Raw genomic sequence first — 18,074 nt, forward strand, 5'->3', positions numbered from 1 at the left:
ATCGAAGCTGGTGATATCGGTGCTGCTGTTGGTTTTAAAGATATCAAAACCGGTGATACCCTGTGCGATGAAAAAGCACCGATTATCCTGGAATCAATGACCTTCCCTGAACCAGTTATCCACATTGCTATTGAGCCTAAAACTCAGGCAGACGTTGATAAAATGGGTCTGGCTATCTCTAAACTGGTAGAAGAAGATCCTACCCTGAGAGCTAAAACTGACGAAGAAACCGGCCAAACCATCCTGAGTGGTATGGGTGAGCTTCACCTCGAAATCATCGTTGACCGTATGCGTCGCGAGTTCAAGGTAGAAGTTAACCAGGGTGCTCCGCAAGTTGCTTACAAAGAAGCCCTGACTACCAAAGTTGAACACCGTGAGGTATTCAAGAAACAAACCGGTGGTCGTGGTAAATTTGCGGATATCCAGATCGAAATCGGACCTGCAGATGCAGAATGGCTGAAAGAAAACGAAGGCAAATCCTTCCAGTTCATCAATGATATCTTTGGTGGTTCCATCCCTAAAGAATTCATCCCTGCTGTACAGAAAGGTTTCGAACAGTCCCTCAACCAGGGTGTTCTCGCAAACTTCCCATTGGTGAACCTGAGAGTACGTCTGTTTGACGGTTCTTACCACCAGGTGGATTCTGATGCGATGTCATTCGAATTGTGTGCTAAATCCGCTTTCCGTGAAGCTGCCCGCAAAGCTAAACCAGTATTGCTGGAGCCAATCATGAAAGTAGAAGTACTGACTCCAGACCAATACATGGGTGATGTTACAGGTGATCTGAACCGTCGTCGTGGTATGCTGGAAGGTATGGACTCCAAAAACGGTGTTCAGGTAATTAAAGCTAAAGTTCCGTTGAGCGAAATGTTCGGTTACGTAACACAGCTGCGTTCCCTGTCTTCCGGTCGCGCAAGCTCTATCATGGAATTCTCTCACTATGCTCCAGCGCCAAACAACGTTGCTGAAGAAGTGGTAGCTAAAGTGAAAGGCAAAGTAAACGCTTAATCATAGCTTCTTATATCGGAAAGGTTGTCCTGCCAAAGCGGGACAACCTTTTTGCTTTTATATCAGCATCTGACATGAACATGCTATTGCCATGAAAAGAATATTCGATATTTTACGTTGTAATAATAACCTACAACTGAAATTTACTTTTTGCTAATTGCCAGGGTCCTGTTCGACAGGACCTTTTTTATTTTTTATACTGCATACTAGAGGGGGGCTTCTCTTTTGACGTCATTGTATTGAAATGTAATCCATCTCAACCTGTATTTTTTTTACAGATAGCCTTCAATTTATGTCAATAGAGTTACTGCAAGCACCTCCTACAACTGTGATATCGACATCGGGAGAAATGGTTACGCTTACTCCCGGCCTTGACTTGATTCTGCCCTGCTGGAATCCTTCGGGACCCTGGGTAGAATCACTCATCAGGCACTATCATGAGATTACCACGATCATGGGGAAAGTCCCTGTTCAGCTTATTCTGGTGAATGATGGTTCTGAGCGGAATTTCACTGCACAACATATTGCCTGGCTGGAAGCAGCCATTCCGGATATTATCATTGTCAGCTATCGCCGCAACCGCGGCAAGGGTTATGCGGTAAGAGAAGGGGTAAAGCGTTCCCAGTATGCCTACCAGGTGTATACAGACCTTGATTTCCCTTTTGGTATATATGCCGTAAAGGAAACCTATGACCGCTTAATACAGGGGTTGGATGTGGTAGCAGGAGAGAGAGGCGCCGCCTATCTCCGGGCATTACCCCGTAAACGCCGTACCATTACCCGTATTAGCCGTTTTTTAAACCGGATGGTACTGGACCTGAAAGTAAATGACGCCCAGGCAGGACTGAAGGGTTTTAATGCCTACGGCAGAAACATTTTGCTGAAAACACGTATCAACGGATTCCTGTACGATAGCGAATTTTTATATCATGCCGGCCGCCGCCCGCACGTTAAAATTGGCGCCGTCGCAGTATCTTGCCGCCCCGGCATTCAATTCTCCTCTTTCCGCATTAAACTCTTAATGAAAGAAATGCTGAATTATTGCAGAATTATTATCGCCTCCGAAGCCGCTTAATTTTTTATGGAACAAACGAACAGGATACTGATCAGTGTAGATGTGGAAGAATTTGATATCCCGGAAGAATTCGGTCAGCAGGTATCCCTACAGGAGAAACTGGAAATTTCAAGAAGTGGATTGCAGGCAACGCTGGCACTATTTGATAAGTATAACGTACGTGCTACCTTTTTCGTAACCGCTTACTGGGCGCAGCACTACCCGGAACTAATCCGGCAGATGGCTGCTAATCATGAAATAGCTTCTCACGCATATTACCACAGCTCATTCGATGAGTCCGATCTGGAGGGCTCCAGGCTGGCGCTGCAGGAAATCAGCGGACAACAGATCCTGGGCTTTCGTATGCCCCGTTTACGTAAAGTGAATATGGATGCCCTGAAAGCCGCCGGATACCTGTATGATGCCTCTATTAACCCTACCTGGCTCCCCGGAAGATATAATAACTGGCATTTGCCCAGAACCGTGTTTAAAGAAAAGGATACCTGGATTATCCCATCATCTGTATCTCCCCTTATCAGATACCCTATATTCTGGCTGAGTGTAAAAAATATGCCGCTGTGGCTTACCAGGCATTTCAGCAAAAGAGTATTGAAGAAAGACAAATACCTCTCTTTTTATTTCCATCCCTGGGAACTAATAGATATTAATGCTTATACATTGCCTGCCTATATCCGGCGTATTTCAGGCGAAAAAATGCAGCGTAAAATGGATGGGTTCCTAAGTTTTTTACAAAAAAAAGGAACTTTCTGCACGCATGCCGATCTGCTAAAATCGCGCTAGCACTGTTTTACAGCGGATTACTTTCGCGACTGACACGATCAGACGTGAAAGAACCTGTTTTTTATGCAACAACATTTAACTTATAAATGTTATAGTAATAATGAATAAGGATAAGTATTCATGTTGAGAGAATTCGCGAACTGTGCAATAACGTTTTTTTGAGATTTTTTCAGAAGATAGAATGCTTATTATATTCATTTTCAGTAGTTTTGCTTGACGACAAAATTTATTTGTCATGTGATGTTTGTTTAACGAAGATGAAAACTAGCTCCCCATTATCCCCCTGCCGTTTATTTATTTTTGGCTGACTACAGCCTTGTGCAAATGGAAGCGTTTGCCCGGAAATTGCTTATTCATTCAACATGCTAAATTGTTAAAACTAAAAATCAGACTATGAAAAGATTTCGTCTCTTAACCCTCGCACTGTCAGCTATATTGTTTGGCTCTGCTGCAAACGCCCAAATTCAGAAAGGAAATATTATGGTTGGCGGTACGCTCAGCAATTTTCAGCTTGACTTTCAGAAAGACAATACCAAGTTTGGTATGGATATCACGCCTAAAGTTGGATGGTTTATTAAAGACGGACTCGCCGTTGGAGGCTATGTTGATGTCGGTTTGACCACAGCTAAGGCAAGTGGTACTCAAACAACTTATGGGGTGGGCGCTTTTGGTCGCTATTTTATTGAAGACAAAAATGTGAGGAAACTTGAATTCTCAAAAAGAACCCGCTTTTTCCTGGAAGCCAATGCCGGTTTTGGTGGCTCCAGTGATTCCTATACAAGTGTGAGCACCACCGGATTGGATCTCGGTGTAGGCCCAGGTATTGCTTATTTTATAACGCCAAATGTGTCATTGGAAGGATTGCTGAAGTACAATCTGACAGTAGGCTTTGGTAGCTCTACTACGAATAACAGGCTTAATTTGGGTATAGGATTCCAGATTTATCTGCCATCTGCCAAAGCAAAGGCAATTTATAAAGAAGAAAGCGGTAAGTAAGTTTATATATTATTCAGGCATGGTTACAGCTCCATTTTATGGTGGCTGTAACCATTTTTATTTGGGGTCCTAACAGGAAAAAGAGGCGCTGAATAAAATGAATAGGAAAAGTCAGAATGAACTAATTGAACGGAGGCTTTTCAGTGGGAACAATTTATTTTAGTATAATGTCTGCGTGGGCGCAGACAGGGGAATTGCTGAAAACCCAGGATAGAGTAAGCGTTACGTCCATAAATACTCCGGTATGTTGAACACTATTTTCCAGGCACTGGTTAAGTTTCTGAACACCGTAACAGGTGCGCTGTAATTTCTGCATTGTTACGCAAGGATATTTCCTAATGGGATTGCCGAAAACCATATAAGAGAGTAGGCGCAAGAAAAAAATCAGCTTATGATCCTCGATGCATTAAACACATTTCTGAAAGGATTACTGGCATTGCTGGTATCTGCCCTTGGTGGTATCTGATTGTGTTGTAGCACAAGATGCTATCGCCGGTAGTAACTTTCAGGCGATCTCCATTGCAATAGCCTGCAGGTATTTCTAATACCTGTTATGCAGCAGGTACAAAGCTGATGATATGCTGTTGCTGGTAGATCATGAAATCGTTCTCAAGGCATTAGCGTATTTTACAATCTATTTTAAACAAGAGAGCTTCGGAATTACTACCGAAGCTCTCTTGTTTTTATGAAACCAGCTATGGCGGCTGAATGAACATGGTTGAATTAGGATTCCGAACTGAACAAAATGAACGAACGGATTTATACGAATAGACTTTAATTTCGGCGAGCACTTAGAAAAGTGAGTGTACCTGGGATTGCCGAAAACCAAATCAAGAGAGTAGGTATCACCCGTAGTAAAAACTATCTTATGGCTTTACTGTCTCAATTGCTGGCTACTATCGTTGCCCTGCTGAAATCTCTGCTGGGAGGTCTGTAAGACTCCTCCGGTAAGGGATGAATCATACTTAAGTGATGCTATTTCCCTTACACACATCATCCGGGAGGCTGTTCATATAATGAACAGCCTCTTTTTTATGCGCAGCTTTCCCGCTAAAATGTTCGTGGTGGCCAAATGAACAAGGTGACTGTATGCCCTTGAAATGAACAAAATGAACGACTGTATATTGAGGGATAGCTTTTAATTTTAGTGTTGTTAACTGAATAACAACTGGGAATGCCGAAAACCAGACAATAGAGTAGGCAATATCTTATAAAAACCTTTTTCCATGGATTTACTGAATCAACTGCTGGCATTAATCTTAGGATTAGTTAAGTCATTATTGGGTGGCATAGGCGGTGGCTTACCGCTTTAATCGAATGGTCATTTAGCCATCGGTGTATTAAACCACTTTAATTATTCAGCAAAGGGTTGTTCCAGGTAAGCAGGAACGGCCCTTTGTGTTTGAGGTCGTTAGTAATCCTGCCCGTTGTGCTATATGCTGTTTGCCATAAATGCGATGCCTGCTGCGGGAAAGGATTTTCCAGCAGGCCTGCTTCTCTTCCCCGCGGTTTTTTGAAAAAATGTAGCTTTTTTTCTTTTTCAGGTTGTGCTACATTCCCTGCGGGGTAATTGCATCGCCCCGTTTCGGCTATCTTTCCTTTTGGTATAAAATTTCCGGTTTTTGCTTACTGCAGGCACGGTGCAGTCTTAGTACCTCCCTGCCATGGATTTTACCCCGGTTAAGACCTGTTTTACCCTTCTCCCGAAAAAAATGATAAAGAAATTTGCCTTTTTTTGGTTTTGAAATTTGTTTTCCTATATTTGTCAAAACGAGCATGTGAAGTTACCTTAAGGCTTAACACACACACAATGAATGTTTTCTGAAGCCTTAATGCCCCGTTATTTTGTTTTTGCCCCCTTCGAATTGCCGCCGGAGCCAGTCCTTTGCCCGGGTTCTTTTATTTTTTCCTGAGATTTATTTGCCAAATAGAAAAAACGGGTTACCTTTGCCCTCCCAAATTGTATTGGGAAAAAACAAGAAGAAGTTCATTGCATATGTCTCAGAGAATAAGAATCAAGCTGAAGTCCTACGATCATAACCTGGTAGACAAGTCTGCTGAGAAGATCGTTAAAACCGTGCGTAACACGGGTGCCGTGGTAACAGGTCCAATTCCTTTACCTACCGAGAAGAAAATATTTACAGTATTACGTTCTCCGCACGTTAATAAGAAAGCGCGCGAGCAGTTCCAACTGTGTACACACAAACGTTTACTGGATATTTACACGTCTTCTTCCAGAACTGTAGACGCGCTGAGTAAGCTCGATCTGCCTTCCGGAGTGGAAGTTGAAATTAAAGCATAGGACAACAGCAAGGCGGGCGAAAGGCCGGCCTTTTATTGATTTATGGTTACCTCGCTGATTTTCAGCAAGGTAACAATTTTAACAAGCAAACATAGGTCGCGCCTTCTGGGCGGCCGCCCAATAAATGTATTTAAACCGCCCATCCTGGGGATAGCACGAAATCCCCCAGGCGCTGGGTAAAATCATATAAAAAATGAAAGGTATTATTGGCAAAAAGATTGGTATGACCAGCATCTTCGAAGCTAATGGTAAGCAAACTGCTGTTACCATTATCGAAGCGGGTCCCAACGTTGTAACCCAGGTAAAAACCCTGGAAACAGATGGTTACAATGCAATTCAGGTTTCTTTCGGTGAGAAGAAAGAAAAGCACACCACTAAAGCAGAAAGCAATCACTTCGCGAAAGCAAGCACCTCTCCCAAACGTTTTGTAAAAGAACTCCGCAACCCGGACGTACAGAAAGCCCTCGGTGAATCTATCACATGCGAAATCTTCGCAGAAGGTGAATCAATTGACGTTGTAGGCACTTCCAAAGGTAAAGGTTTTCAGGGTGTTGTAAAACGCCACGGATTCAGCGGTGTGGGTGAAGCTACCCACGGTCAGCACGATAGAAGCAGAGCTCCTGGTTCTGTTGGTGGATCATCTTATCCTTCCCGCGTTTTCAAGGGTATGCGTATGGCTGGCCAGACAGGTAACGAAAGAATAAAGGTGAAAGGTCTGAAAATCGTGAAAATATTCCCTGAAAAGAATTATATCCTGGTAAGTGGTTCCGTTCCCGGCCACATTGGTTCAATCGTTTTAATCCAGAAGTAACATGCAAATCGATATTTTAAATATAGAAGGTAAGAAAACCGGAAGGTCTATTGAACTTCCAGAGGAGATCTTTGGTGTTGAGCCTAACAACCACGTAATTTACCTGGCTGTTAAACAATACCTCGCTGCTCAGCGTCAGGGTACCCACAAGGTAAAAACCAGAGCTGAAGTACAAGGTGCTTCCCGCAAACTGCACAAACAGAAAGGTACTGGTGGTGCCCGTAAAGGTAACATCCGTAACCCTTTGTATAAAGGTGGTGGTACCATCTTTGGACCAAAACCGCACGGTTGGGGTTTCAAACTGAACAGAAAAGTGAAAGATCTCGCTAAGATCTCCGCCCTGTCAGTAAAAGCTAAAGAAAACAGCATCATCATCGTTGAAGATCTGCAGCTCGAAACACCTAAAACAAAACAATTCGTTGGATTCCTGAAGAACCTGAACATCAACGTTGAAGGCAGAAAGACTATGTTCATCACGCCTGAATACAATGACAATGTTTATCTGTCTTTGAGAAACATCCCTACTGTAGACGGTACTGTATTGAGCGACGTAAACACTTACGACATCATGAACAGCAACTATATCGTGTTCACAGAAAGCGCTGCTAAAATCTTCACTGAAGAGCCTGCAGAAGCTTAGGATGTCAAAACCAATTAAATAACAGCTCGCGGCCAACGCCAACAGCTTAATGCTATAAAGAAAATGAAACTTTCTGACGTTTTAATCAAACCGGTGGTATCCGAAAAGGTTAATAAAGCAACCGAAAAATTCAACCGCTACTACTTCATCGTTGACAAAAAAGCCAACAAACTGGAGATCAAAAAAGCAGTAGAAGAATTTTACGGCGTAACCGTAGCAGATGTAAACACTGCTGTAATGCCAGGTAAAGCTAAATTCCGCTTTACTAAAGCCGGTTTCATCGCAGGTAAAAAACCGTCTTACAAAAAGGCGATCATTACCGTTGCAACTGGTGAAACTATAGATCTGTATGCTAACATGTAGTGCCGTTCCGGCCTGAACAGCCGGAATGTGGATGTATATACAGATCACGATTTATATTTAATAACATTTAACTTTTTAGGAAGTAATGGCACTGAAGAAGTTCAAACCAATGACGGCCGGTACCCGCTGGAAAATAGGCAACGCTTACGCTGAGCTGACATCGGATACCCCTGAGAAAAGCCTGCTGGAACCCATCAAAAGAACCGGCGGTAGAAATGCGCAAGGAAGAATGTCCATGCGTTACATAGGTGGTGGTCACAAGAAACAATATCGTGTAATTGATTTCAAACGTGATAAAGAGAATGTACCTGCTACAGTTAAAACGATCGAATACGATCCTAACCGTAGCGCATTCATCGCACTGGTAAACTATGCTGATGGTGAAAAACGTTATATCATCGCTCCACAGGGCTTACAAGTTGGCGGTACCGTTATTAGCGGCGCTGACGTAGCTCCTGAAGTAGGTAACGCTTTACCATTGAAAAATATGCCACTGGGTACTGTTGTACACAACATCGAGCTGCAACCTGGTAAAGGTGGTGCGATCGCAAGAAGCGCCGGCGCTTACGCTCAGTTATCCAACAAGGAAGAAAAGTATGCCGTACTGAAAATGCCTTCCGGTGAGCTCCGCAAAGTATTAAATACTTGTAAAGCTACTGTAGGTACTGTTTCTAACTCCGATCACGCACTGCAATCCATCGGTAAAGCAGGTGCTAATCGTTGGAGAGGTATCCGCCCCCGCAACCGTGGTGTGGCTATGAACCCTGTGGATCACCCAATGGGTGGTGGTGAAGGTAAATCTTCCGGAGGCCATCCAAGATCAAGAACTGGTAAATATGCGAAAGGTCTGAAAACCAGAAAACCGCATAAGAGTTCTGATAAGCTGATCATTAGCAGAAAAAACGGTAAAAAATTATAATATTTCGGAATTCGGGCTCCGGTAGCAGTACCGGATCTCGGGTTTGAAAAATCATAAATCAGTAAGACATGGCTCGTTCCATAAAAAAAGGTCCTTACGTAGACCTGAAATTAGAAACAAAAGTTGAGAAGATGAATACCGGTACCAAGCGTTCTGTTATCAAGACCTGGAGCCGTCGTTCTACTATCACACCTGATTTCGTTGGTCACACGTTCGCAGTACACAATGGCAACAAATTTATTCCTGTTTATGTAACAGAATTCATGGTTGGTCATAAACTGGGCGAATTTGCTCCTACACGTAACTTCAGAGGACACGTTAACAAGAAAATGTAAATTATAGTCTGAGGTTTGAGGTTTGAAGTATTCAGTTTCAAACCGATAACATCAAACATCAGGCATCAGACACTTAATAATAAAAGAAATTAATTACAATGGAAGCAGTAGCTAAGCTGAATAATAATCCTACATCTCCCCGCAAAATGCGTTTGCTGGCAGACTTAATCCGCGGTCTGGATGTAGAAAAGGCTTTGAATATTTTGAAATTCCATCCGAAACACCCAAGCGTACCTTTAGAAAAACTGCTGGTATCTGCTATCGCTAACTGGAAAGTTAAGAACGAAGGTGCAAGGGTAGAAGATGCTAACCTGATCGTAAAAACCGTTTTTGTTGATGGTGGCCGCACACTGAAAAGAATGCGTCCAGCTCCACAGGGAAGGGGTTACCGTATTCGCAAGAGAAGTAACCACGTAACGATTGTAGTTGACGGTAAAGCACAGTAATTAGTGCACATCGGAAACGAGATAGAAACAAAACTATTAAACTAATAGACAAATAACCAGAACATGGGTCAGAAAACAAATCCTATTGGTAACAGGTTAGGTATCATCAGAGGATGGGACTCTAATTGGTATGGCAGCAAAAAAGACTTTGCTGTTAAACTGATCGAAGATAACAAGATCAGAACTTATCTGAATGCCCGTATCAACAAAGGCGGCATCTCAAGAGTTGTGATCGAAAGAACTTTAGGTAAGTTAATCATCACTGTTCATACTTCTAAGCCTGGTATCATCATTGGTAAAGGCGGTAACGAAGTTGATCGCATCAAGGAAGAACTGAAGAAACTGACAGGTAAAGAAGATGTTCAAATCAACATCCTCGAAATCCGTCGTCCCGAAATGGATGCTAACATCGTTGCTGAAACAATTGCAAAACAAATTGAAAGCCGTATCAACTACAAACGCGCTATCAAAATGGCAATTGCTACTGCACTGAGAATGGGTGCTGAAGGTATCAAGGTTAAAATCAGTGGCCGTTTAGGTGGTGCTGAAATTGCCCGCTCCGAAGAAATGAAACAAGGTCGCGTGCCTTTACATACTTTCCGTATGGACATCGATTACGCTTCCCTGTTCGCTTTAACGGTTTATGGTAAAATCGGTATCAAAGTATGGATCTGTAAAGGTGAAGTACTGGGTAAACGCGATCTTAACCCGAACGTTTTAACCGGTAAGGAAGGCGATAACCGTGGCACTGGTCATGGTGGTGAAAGAAGAGAACATCACGGTGAACGTAGAGATAACCGCGGTGGTGGCGAAAGAAGAGGCGGTGGAGAACACCGTGGCGGCGGCCGCAGATAGTATCTGGCGGTAGAGCAGACATTAACAATTACTATTAACATTAACAACATAGACGATGTTACAGCCAAAAAGAACGAAACACAGGAAGATGCACAAAGGCCGCATCAAAGGGAACGCTAAAAGAGGCGCTACCCTCTCCTTTGGTACTTTCGGTCTTAAAGCATTAGAACCTAAGTGGATCACAGACAGGCAGATCGAAGCTGCTCGTGTGGCGCTCACAAGACACATGAAACGTGAAGGTAACGTGTGGATCCGCATATTCCCTGACAAACCTATCACTGCTAAGCCTTTGGAAGTGAGGATGGGTAAAGGTAAAGGTGCTCCTGACCATTGGGCAGCAGTAGTGAAGCCAGGTAGAATTTTATTTGAAGCTGATGGCGTTTCCTTACAGGTAGCAAAAGAAGCAATGGAACTCGCAGCCCAGAAACTGCCCATCAAAGTAAAATTTGTAACCAGCCGCGACTTCGTAGCTTAATTACAGGTACACAATAACTAAAAATCCGGTAACACTGCCCCGGCAGCTAACCGAATCAAATTCAATACAATGGCAAAAGAAAAGCTGGAACTGAAAGGCCTGAGCGAACAAGATCTGAAAGAGAAAATCTCTGCAGAAGAACTCCGCTTGAAAAAAATGACCTTTGGTCACGCAATTACGCCAATCGAAAATCCAATGAGCATCCGCGCCGTAAGACGCGATATCGCTCGGATGAATACCGAACTGCGTAAAAGACAACTGGGCTTCTGATCCGTCAGTCCCGGTAACCCCGGGACTGCTGACATAGCATTAGTATAAAACAATTGATGACCTCCTCACGGAGGGTTAAATACTTTCAACAATGACGACCGAAAGAAAATTAAGAAAAACCAGGATTGGTGTGGTTGCCAGCAACAAAATGGATAAAACCATCACCGTTAAGGTGGAGCGTAAGGTAAAGCACCCGATCTATGGTAAATTCGTGAAAAAAACTACCAAGTTCATGGCACACGACGATAAAAACGAGTGCAGCATTGGCGATACCGTGAAAATCGCGGAAACTCGTCCTTTGAGCAAGAACAAGTGCTGGAGACTGGTAGAAGTAATCGCTAAAGTAAAATAATTATTTATTTGTTTCAAGCTGTATCCGGCAATCCCGGTTACAGCCGCTGACTAAACAATATCAAATCTCATTTCGATGATACAACAAGAATCAAGACTGAGTGTAGCTGACAACAGCGGTGCCAAAGAAGTACTTTGCATCCGCGTGTTAGGTAACTCCGGTCAGGACTACGCTGGCGTAGGCGATAAGATTGTAGTAACCGTGAAGGATGCAATGCCAGGCGGTGGTGTTAAGAAAGGTATGGTTACTAAAGCGGTAATCGTAAGAACTAAGAACAAATTACGTCGTAAAGACGGTTCTTATATCCGTTTCGATGATAACGCAGTAGTACTGCTCAATAACTCAGACGAACCTCGCGGTACCCGTATTTTCGGTCCGGTTGCACGTGAGCTGAGAGACAAGGGTTATATGAAAATTATCTCCCTCGCTCCTGAGGTATTATAAGATATTATCGATTGAGGGATTCGGGATTTTTACAATAAATTTCCTGAATCCCAAAATTCATAAATATTTCTTATCTTTGCAGCCCGTTTGCAAAACGAGAAAAAACATTAATCAAGCGAAACAACTGTTTCGCTTGGCGTTTATAAATAAATCAAAGTAATGAAAACTAGATTTAAGCCTAAATTCAACATTAAGAAGGGCGACCTGGTTGCGGTAATTGCCGGTGATGACAAGGACAGAACCAAAGCGCGTAAAGTGCTGGAAGTGAATCCTGAGAAAGCCCGCATTCTTGTAGAAGGCGTTAACATTATTACCAAGCACACAAAGCCTACCGCTCAGAATACCAAAGGTGGTATTGTTAAGCAGGAAGCTCCTATTGCTATCTCCAACGTGATGCTGTGGGACGCCAAAACTGGTGCTCCAACCAAAGTTAACAGGAAGAGAGAAAACGGTAAATTAATTCGTATCGCTAAAAAATCAGGGGAGGAAATTAAATAATGTCAAACACAAAATATACTCCGAGACTGCAGACCAAATACCACGAGGAAGTTAAATCTGCACTGATGAAGAAATTCAACTACAAAAGTGTAATGCAGGTTCCTCGCCTGGTAAAAATTTGCCTGAACCAGGGTATCAATGGTGCAGTAGGTGATAAGAAACTGGTAGACATCGCAGTAGACGAAATGACCCGCATCGCTGGTCAGAAAGCTATCGCTACTATGTCTAAGAAGGATATCTCCAACTTCAAACTGAGAAAGAACATGCCTATCGGTGCTCGTGTAACTTTACGCGCTACCAATATGTATGACTTCCTGGATCGTTTGATCGCTGTATCCCTCCCACGTGTACGTGACTTCAAAGGTGTGAACGAAAAAGCTTTTGACGGTCGTGGTAACTACACTATGGGTATCACCGAACAAATCATCTTCCCTGAAATCGATATCGATAAAGTAACGAAAATGTCCGGTATGGATATCACTTTCGTTACAACTGCAAACACCAACGAAGAAGCTTACGAGCTCCTGAAAGAAATGGGTATGCCGTTCAAGGGTATGAAAAAAGATAATCAGTAAATCGAAACGATAAATTAATTATGGCAAAAGAATCCGTAAAAGCCAGACAAAGGAAAAGAGAAGCTATGGTAGCAAAGTTCGCTGAAAAGCGTGCTGCTCTGAAAGCTGCCGGTGACTACGCTGCACTGGACCAACTTCCAAAAAATGCTTCTCCTGTTCGTCTGCACAACAGATGCCAGCTGACCGGTCGTCCTAAAGGATACATGCGTCACTTTGGTCTTTGCAGGAACATGTTCCGTGACCTGGCACTCGCAGGTAAAATCCCTGGCGTTAGAAAAGCCAGCTGGTAATTAAAGATTGACAGCATTTGGTTATTGAACAAATAACCAGATCCCTAAATCTCTGAATGTAAGTTATTTTGATTCCCATCTTATTACGATTGGATATCGCATTGTAAACATTATCAAACTATTTCAACAATGGTTACTGATCCAATAGCAGACTTCCTGACACGTATCCGGAACGCGCAAATGGCCACCCACAGGATTGTGGAAATTCCGGCTTCCAAGCTGAAAAAACGCATTACAGAAATTCTGTACGATAAAGGTTATATCCTGAAGTACAAATTCGAAGAAGATACTAAACAAGGCGTTATCAAAATCGCTTTGAAGTACGATCCGATTTCTAAAGAGCCCGCTATCAAGGAAATACAACGCATTAGCCGTCCAGGTCTGCGTCAGTACGCTAAACCAGAAGAGTTTAAGCGCGTGAAGAACGGTTTAGGCGTGGCGATCATCTCTACTTCTAAAGGTGTAATGACCGATAAAGAAGCAAAAGCTCAAAACGTAGGTGGCGAAGTAGTTTGCTACGTATACTAATATATTGATTGATTGGTTGTACAACAACCAATCAATCACTTAAGTTATCTGACAATTAAGCTCGCTATACGGCGCTGAACACGGATAACCGGTACATCAATATCAACAACTTTAAATTTAAAGTTATGTCTCGTATAGGTAAAAGTCCTATCAAGTTGGCTAGCGGAGTTACAGTTACTGTTTCCCCCTCCAATGAAGTAACCGTAAAAGGCCCTAAAGGTGAACTGAAAAAGAACATCGACAGGGAAATGAAGATAGAAGTGAAGGAAGGCGTATTAACGGTAATCCGTCCAACTGAACAGATTCGTCACAAAGCTCTCCACGGTTTATACCGCGCTTTACTGGCGAACATGGTGACTGGCGTGACTGATGGCTTCAAGAAACAACTGGAACTGGTGGGTGTGGGTTATAAAGCCGCAAACAACGGTCAGTTACTCGATCTCGCATTAGGTTACTCTCACAATATCGTTTTCGAAATTCCTAAGGAACTGAAGGTGGCTACCCTGACTGAAAAAGGTCAGAACCCTAAGATCATGCTGGAAGGTATCGATAACCAATTACTGGGTCAGGTGGCTGCGAAAATCCGCGGTCTGCGTAAACCAGAGCCTTACAAAGGTAAAGGTGTTCGCTACAGTGATGAAGTGGTACGTAAGAAAGCTGGTAAATCAGCTGGTAAATAAAATTTTTAATTGGCTAATCAGCTTACAAAGCTGGTTAGCTGATTTTAACAGATATCCCGGCAGCATCGGGGTAATAAAATAAAACTCAAAATGAGCACAAAAGTTAACAGGAGACAGAAAATCCGCTATCGCATCCGTAAGAAGATCTCCGGTACTGCACAAGCACCAAGATTATCTGTATTTCGCAGCAACAGCGATATCTATGTGCAATTGATAGATGATACCAATGGCACTACCCTGGCTTCAGCTTCTTCCCGTGATAAGGACATCAAAGCCCAGCAAGGAACTAAAATCGAAAAATCTGCACTGGTAGGTAAAGCGCTGGCTGTTAAAGCACTGGCACTGGGTCTGACCACCTGCATCTTCGATAGAAGTGGTTATTTATATCATGGCCGCGTGAAAAGCGTAGCTGACGGAGCAAGAGAAGGCGGTCTTCAGTTTTAATCACGAAGTCCGAATCTTATAATTCTGAACAAGTAATTCTTATAAAATAAAATGGCAAAGAATTCATTCAATAAAGTAAAGGCTGGTGATCTGGAGCTGAAAGAGAAAGTGGTGGCGATCAACCGTGTTACTAAAACCACTAAAGGCGGTCGTACATTTAGTTTCTCCGCACTGGTAGTAGTAGGTAACGAAAACGGTGTTGTAGGTCATGGTCTTGGTAAAGCGAAAGAAGTGCAGCAGGCTATCACCAAAGGTATAGACGATGCAAAAAAGAACCTGATCAAGGTTCCGGTTATGCACGGCACCATTCCTCACGATCAGTTTGCTAAAGAAGGCGCTGCCAAAGTTTTGATCAAACCAGCTGCTCATGGTACTGGTGTGATCGCTGGAGGTTCTATGCGCGCAGTGCTGGAAAGCGCTGGTGTAACGGACGTTCTGGCTAAATCTTTGGGTTCTGCTAATCCACACAACGTGGTGAAAGCTACTTTCAAAGCACTCGGTATGTTACGCGAGCCTATCAGCATCGCTAAAACCAGAGGCGTTTCCCTGAAGAAAGTTTTCAACGGATAATTAATACCCACTTCTCCTCCGGAGATCCAGGTATTTTTCCCCCGTGGAAATTTTGAAAATAATTCATTAACAATTAAATTACTCCGCCTTAGGCGGATAGGGGTTTATGGCAAAGATTAAGATCACTCAAGTGAAAAGTGGTATAGACCGTCCGGAAAGGCAGAAACTGACCTTGAAGGCACTGGGCCTGACTAAGATGCACGCTGCTGTTGAAGTAGAAGCAACTCCTCAGATCCTGGGAATGGTCCGTAAAGTTAATCACCTTGTAACGGTAGAAACAGTTAATGCTTAATTAACTAAGTAACACTGCTGTGGGATTGTCTTTTGATAATCTTACCTTTACATTTGTGACTTTACCATTTTTATTTTAGAATAAGCGAGCGGTTAATTTCCGCGCAAGTAAAACAATTAGATATGAATCTGCATTCATTACAGCCTGCACAAGGCGCTGTACATAAAGAAAAACGTCTGGGACGTGGTGAGGCTTCCGGTAAAGGTGGTACCTCTACAAAAGGTAACAAAGGTATCCAGCAACGTGCTGGTTACTCCAGCAAAAGAGGCTTCGAAGGTGGCCAGATGCCCATCCAACGCCGTATGCCTAAACGCGGTTTCATCAACAATAACCGTGAAGAATATAAAATCTTCAACCTGGGCCAACTGGATCAATTAGTTGAAAAATATGGCCTCCAGGAGTTTAATCTGGAAAACCTGTTCATGAACGGTCTGATTAACAGAACAGCTAAAGTTAAGATTCTCGCTAACGGAGAACTCAAAACCAAGGTTACTGTTAAGGTTAACGCGATCAGCGAAAAAGCTAAACAGGCCATCGAAACAGCAGGTGGATCAGTAGAACTGGTATAAGACTTTGACTGAGGAGACGCCTACGGAGTAGTGCGTCTTTTCATATTTAATAGCGCTATTAAACCTTTATCTTCCTGTGAAGAAATTTATCGAAACGATTAAGAATATCTGGAGTATTGAGGATTTGCGTAACCGCATCCTGACCACCCTGCTCCTGGTCCTCATCTACCGTGTAGGATCCTATATCGCTTTGCCTGGCATTGATGCAAACGCGCTGACCAACTTTGAGAAAAATTCTAATCAGGGTATCTTGGGTTTGGTGAACATGTTTGCGGGCGGATCGTTTTCAAGGGCCTCCATATTTGCGTTGGGTATTATGCCCTACATTTCTGCATCAATTGCTATCCAGTTATTAACGATAGCAGTTCCTTATTTTCAGAAACTGCAGAAAGAAGGTGAAAGCGGCCGCAAAAAGATTAACCAGTTTACCCGTTATCTCACAGTAATAGTAACAGGTTTCCAGGCGAGTGCTTACGTTGCTTATCTCCGTAATCAGTCCGGTGGCGCTATTATTGCTGAATATGGCACCTTTTTCTTCTGGCTCTCTACTACCGTTGTACTTACTGCAGGTACCCTGTTTGTAATGTGGCTCGGTGAAAAGATCACAGATAAAGGTATTGGTAACGGTACTTCCATCATCATCATGATGGGTATCCTTGCCCGTTTGCCACAGGCTTTAGTCGCAGAATTTTCCAGTAAGGTGAGCGGTGAAATGGGTGGACCAATCCTTTTCCTCATCGAAATAGCTGTCTTTATCTTAATCACAGTAGGCCTGATCCTGCTCGTTCAGGGTACCAGGAAAATACCGGTGAACTACGCTAAGCGTATCGTGGGTAACAAACAATATGGTGGTGTACGCCAGTTCATTCCCCTGAAGGTGAATGCAGCCGGTGTAATGCCAATCATCTTTGCCCAGGCGATCATGTTCATACCTGCTACTGCGATAGGCTTTGCTACTTCTTCTGAAAGTGCTTCCGGCTTTATCCGCATTTTTAGTGACCACACTAATGGCTGGTATAACCTGATTTACGCGGTGCTCGTGATCGTATTTACCTACTTCTATACTGCGTTGATCTTCAACCCCACTCAAATGGCGGATGAAATGAAACGTAATAACGGTTTCATTCCAGGTATCAAACCTGGTAAAGCTACCGCTGATTACATCGGCGCTGTAATGGACCGTATCACTTTGCCTGGTGCATTTTTCCTGGCAATAGTGGGTATCATGCCAGGTCTGGCTGCTGCCTTCAAGGTGAACAGTAACTTCGCTACCTTCTTCGGTGGTACTTCCCTGTTGATCATGGTAGGAGTTATCCTGGATACACTGCAACAGATTGAAAGCCAGCTTCTCATGCGCCATTACGATGGTCTGATGAGCACCGGCCGAATCAAAGGCAGAACTGCCCCGGCTAACGCATAAGTAATTGAACGCGAAAGTGTTACAATAACAATAAAATAGCCACAGAAGCTTCCGCGCTTTAGTGGCTATATTATTTAGAAGCTACTAGCCGTTAGTATTTAGCCATTGGTTTTAAAAGCTGAATGCTAATCTAAAAG

General features: G+C 43.2%; 26 protein-coding genes. All 26 read left to right on the forward strand.

What is annotated here, in order from left to right; all coding sequences use genetic code 11:
* Window positions 1–1,008, forward strand: a 1,008-nt coding sequence (locus tag VIP81_RS30955; RefSeq protein ID WP_414649431.1) for an elongation factor G, incomplete at its 5' end; no start/stop codon positions are given.
* Window positions 1,009–1,300: 292 nt separating this feature from the next.
* Complete coding sequence (locus tag VIP81_RS30960; RefSeq protein ID WP_331971167.1) at window positions 1,301–2,083, forward strand: glycosyltransferase; 783 nt, start codon at window positions 1,301–1,303, stop codon at window positions 2,081–2,083.
* Window positions 2,084–2,089: 6 nt separating this feature from the next.
* A complete protein-coding gene (locus VIP81_RS30965) occupies window positions 2,090–2,863 on the forward strand; it encodes a polysaccharide deacetylase family protein (RefSeq protein WP_331971170.1) in 774 nt (257 codons plus the stop codon).
* Window positions 2,864–3,256: 393 nt separating this feature from the next.
* Window positions 3,257–3,859, forward strand: a complete 603-nt coding sequence (locus tag VIP81_RS30970; RefSeq protein WP_331971172.1) for an outer membrane beta-barrel protein — start codon at window positions 3,257–3,259, stop codon at window positions 3,857–3,859.
* 1,996 nt (window positions 3,860–5,855) lie between these two features.
* Window positions 5,856–6,161, forward strand: coding sequence for a 30S ribosomal protein S10 (rpsJ, locus tag VIP81_RS30975; RefSeq protein WP_012789286.1), 306 nt, complete (start codon window positions 5,856–5,858; stop codon window positions 6,159–6,161).
* A gap of 193 nt (window positions 6,162–6,354) precedes the next feature.
* A complete protein-coding gene (rplC, locus tag VIP81_RS30980; RefSeq protein WP_133808646.1) occupies window positions 6,355–6,972 on the forward strand; it encodes a 50S ribosomal protein L3 in 618 nt (205 codons plus the stop codon).
* A 1-nt stretch (window position 6,973) separates the two neighbouring features.
* Complete coding sequence (rplD, locus tag VIP81_RS30985; protein ID WP_331971180.1) at window positions 6,974–7,612, forward strand: 50S ribosomal protein L4; 639 nt, start codon at window positions 6,974–6,976, stop codon at window positions 7,610–7,612.
* A 63-nt stretch (window positions 7,613–7,675) separates the two neighbouring features.
* Complete coding sequence (gene rplW, locus VIP81_RS30990; RefSeq protein WP_133808648.1) at window positions 7,676–7,975, forward strand: 50S ribosomal protein L23; 300 nt, start codon at window positions 7,676–7,678, stop codon at window positions 7,973–7,975.
* Between the two features lie 85 nt (window positions 7,976–8,060).
* Entirely contained in the window at window positions 8,061–8,894 is an 834-nt protein-coding gene (gene rplB, locus VIP81_RS30995) for a 50S ribosomal protein L2 (protein ID WP_133808649.1), read from the forward strand.
* Between the two features lie 68 nt (window positions 8,895–8,962).
* On the forward strand, window positions 8,963–9,229 hold the full coding sequence (gene rpsS, locus VIP81_RS31000; protein ID WP_079470771.1) for a 30S ribosomal protein S19: 267 nt from the start codon (window positions 8,963–8,965) through the stop codon (window positions 9,227–9,229).
* Window positions 9,230–9,327: 98 nt separating this feature from the next.
* Window positions 9,328–9,675 carry a 50S ribosomal protein L22 gene (rplV, locus tag VIP81_RS31005; protein WP_106527845.1) on the forward strand — a complete coding sequence of 116 codons (348 nt, stop codon included), beginning with the start codon at window positions 9,328–9,330 and terminating at the stop codon, window positions 9,673–9,675.
* Between the two features lie 63 nt (window positions 9,676–9,738).
* On the forward strand, window positions 9,739–10,530 hold the full coding sequence (gene rpsC, locus VIP81_RS31010; protein ID WP_079470769.1) for a 30S ribosomal protein S3: 792 nt from the start codon (window positions 9,739–9,741) through the stop codon (window positions 10,528–10,530).
* Window positions 10,531–10,585: 55 nt separating this feature from the next.
* A complete protein-coding gene (rplP, locus tag VIP81_RS31015; protein ID WP_106527847.1) occupies window positions 10,586–11,005 on the forward strand; it encodes a 50S ribosomal protein L16 in 420 nt (139 codons plus the stop codon).
* A gap of 69 nt (window positions 11,006–11,074) precedes the next feature.
* Complete coding sequence (gene rpmC, locus VIP81_RS31020) at window positions 11,075–11,275, forward strand: 50S ribosomal protein L29 (protein ID WP_079470767.1); 201 nt, start codon at window positions 11,075–11,077, stop codon at window positions 11,273–11,275.
* Between the two features lie 91 nt (window positions 11,276–11,366).
* On the forward strand, window positions 11,367–11,627 hold the full coding sequence (gene rpsQ, locus VIP81_RS31025) for a 30S ribosomal protein S17 (protein ID WP_079470766.1): 261 nt from the start codon (window positions 11,367–11,369) through the stop codon (window positions 11,625–11,627).
* A 75-nt stretch (window positions 11,628–11,702) separates the two neighbouring features.
* Window positions 11,703–12,071, forward strand: a complete 369-nt coding sequence (gene rplN / locus VIP81_RS31030) for a 50S ribosomal protein L14 (RefSeq protein ID WP_079470765.1) — start codon at window positions 11,703–11,705, stop codon at window positions 12,069–12,071.
* Window positions 12,072–12,230: 159 nt separating this feature from the next.
* Entirely contained in the window at window positions 12,231–12,569 is a 339-nt protein-coding gene (rplX, locus tag VIP81_RS31035) for a 50S ribosomal protein L24 (protein ID WP_331971195.1), read from the forward strand.
* Window positions 12,569–13,144, forward strand: a complete 576-nt coding sequence (gene rplE / locus VIP81_RS31040; protein WP_133808651.1) for a 50S ribosomal protein L5 — start codon at window positions 12,569–12,571, stop codon at window positions 13,142–13,144. Before rplX ends, rplE begins: the two co-directional genes overlap by 1 nt.
* Window positions 13,145–13,164: 20 nt before the next feature.
* A complete protein-coding gene (rpsN, locus tag VIP81_RS31045) occupies window positions 13,165–13,434 on the forward strand; it encodes a 30S ribosomal protein S14 (RefSeq protein WP_079470762.1) in 270 nt (89 codons plus the stop codon).
* A 129-nt stretch (window positions 13,435–13,563) separates the two neighbouring features.
* Entirely contained in the window at window positions 13,564–13,962 is a 399-nt protein-coding gene (gene rpsH, locus VIP81_RS31050; protein ID WP_133808653.1) for a 30S ribosomal protein S8, read from the forward strand.
* Between the two features lie 125 nt (window positions 13,963–14,087).
* On the forward strand, window positions 14,088–14,642 hold the full coding sequence (gene rplF, locus VIP81_RS31055; RefSeq protein ID WP_331971203.1) for a 50S ribosomal protein L6: 555 nt from the start codon (window positions 14,088–14,090) through the stop codon (window positions 14,640–14,642).
* A gap of 90 nt (window positions 14,643–14,732) precedes the next feature.
* Entirely contained in the window at window positions 14,733–15,086 is a 354-nt protein-coding gene (gene rplR, locus VIP81_RS31060; RefSeq protein ID WP_133808655.1) for a 50S ribosomal protein L18, read from the forward strand.
* A gap of 51 nt (window positions 15,087–15,137) precedes the next feature.
* Complete coding sequence (gene rpsE / locus VIP81_RS31065) at window positions 15,138–15,656, forward strand: 30S ribosomal protein S5 (protein ID WP_133808656.1); 519 nt, start codon at window positions 15,138–15,140, stop codon at window positions 15,654–15,656.
* Window positions 15,657–15,762: 106 nt separating this feature from the next.
* Window positions 15,763–15,948, forward strand: a complete 186-nt coding sequence (gene rpmD, locus VIP81_RS31070; protein WP_326994770.1) for a 50S ribosomal protein L30 — start codon at window positions 15,763–15,765, stop codon at window positions 15,946–15,948.
* A 122-nt stretch (window positions 15,949–16,070) separates the two neighbouring features.
* Window positions 16,071–16,517 (forward strand): 50S ribosomal protein L15, encoded by a 447-nt coding sequence (gene rplO / locus VIP81_RS31075; protein WP_133808658.1) that lies wholly within the window; start codon window positions 16,071–16,073, stop codon window positions 16,515–16,517.
* Between the two features lie 76 nt (window positions 16,518–16,593).
* The gene (gene secY, locus VIP81_RS31080) at window positions 16,594–17,937 is read left to right on the forward strand and encodes a preprotein translocase subunit SecY (RefSeq protein WP_331971216.1); all 1,344 of its coding nucleotides are present in this window, start codon (window positions 16,594–16,596) and stop codon (window positions 17,935–17,937) included.
* Window positions 17,938–18,074 lie beyond the last annotated feature (137 nt).

Origin of the sequence: Chitinophaga sp. (assembly GCF_036566945.1) — a bacterium.
Taxonomy (GTDB): domain Bacteria; phylum Bacteroidota; class Bacteroidia; order Chitinophagales; family Chitinophagaceae; genus Chitinophaga.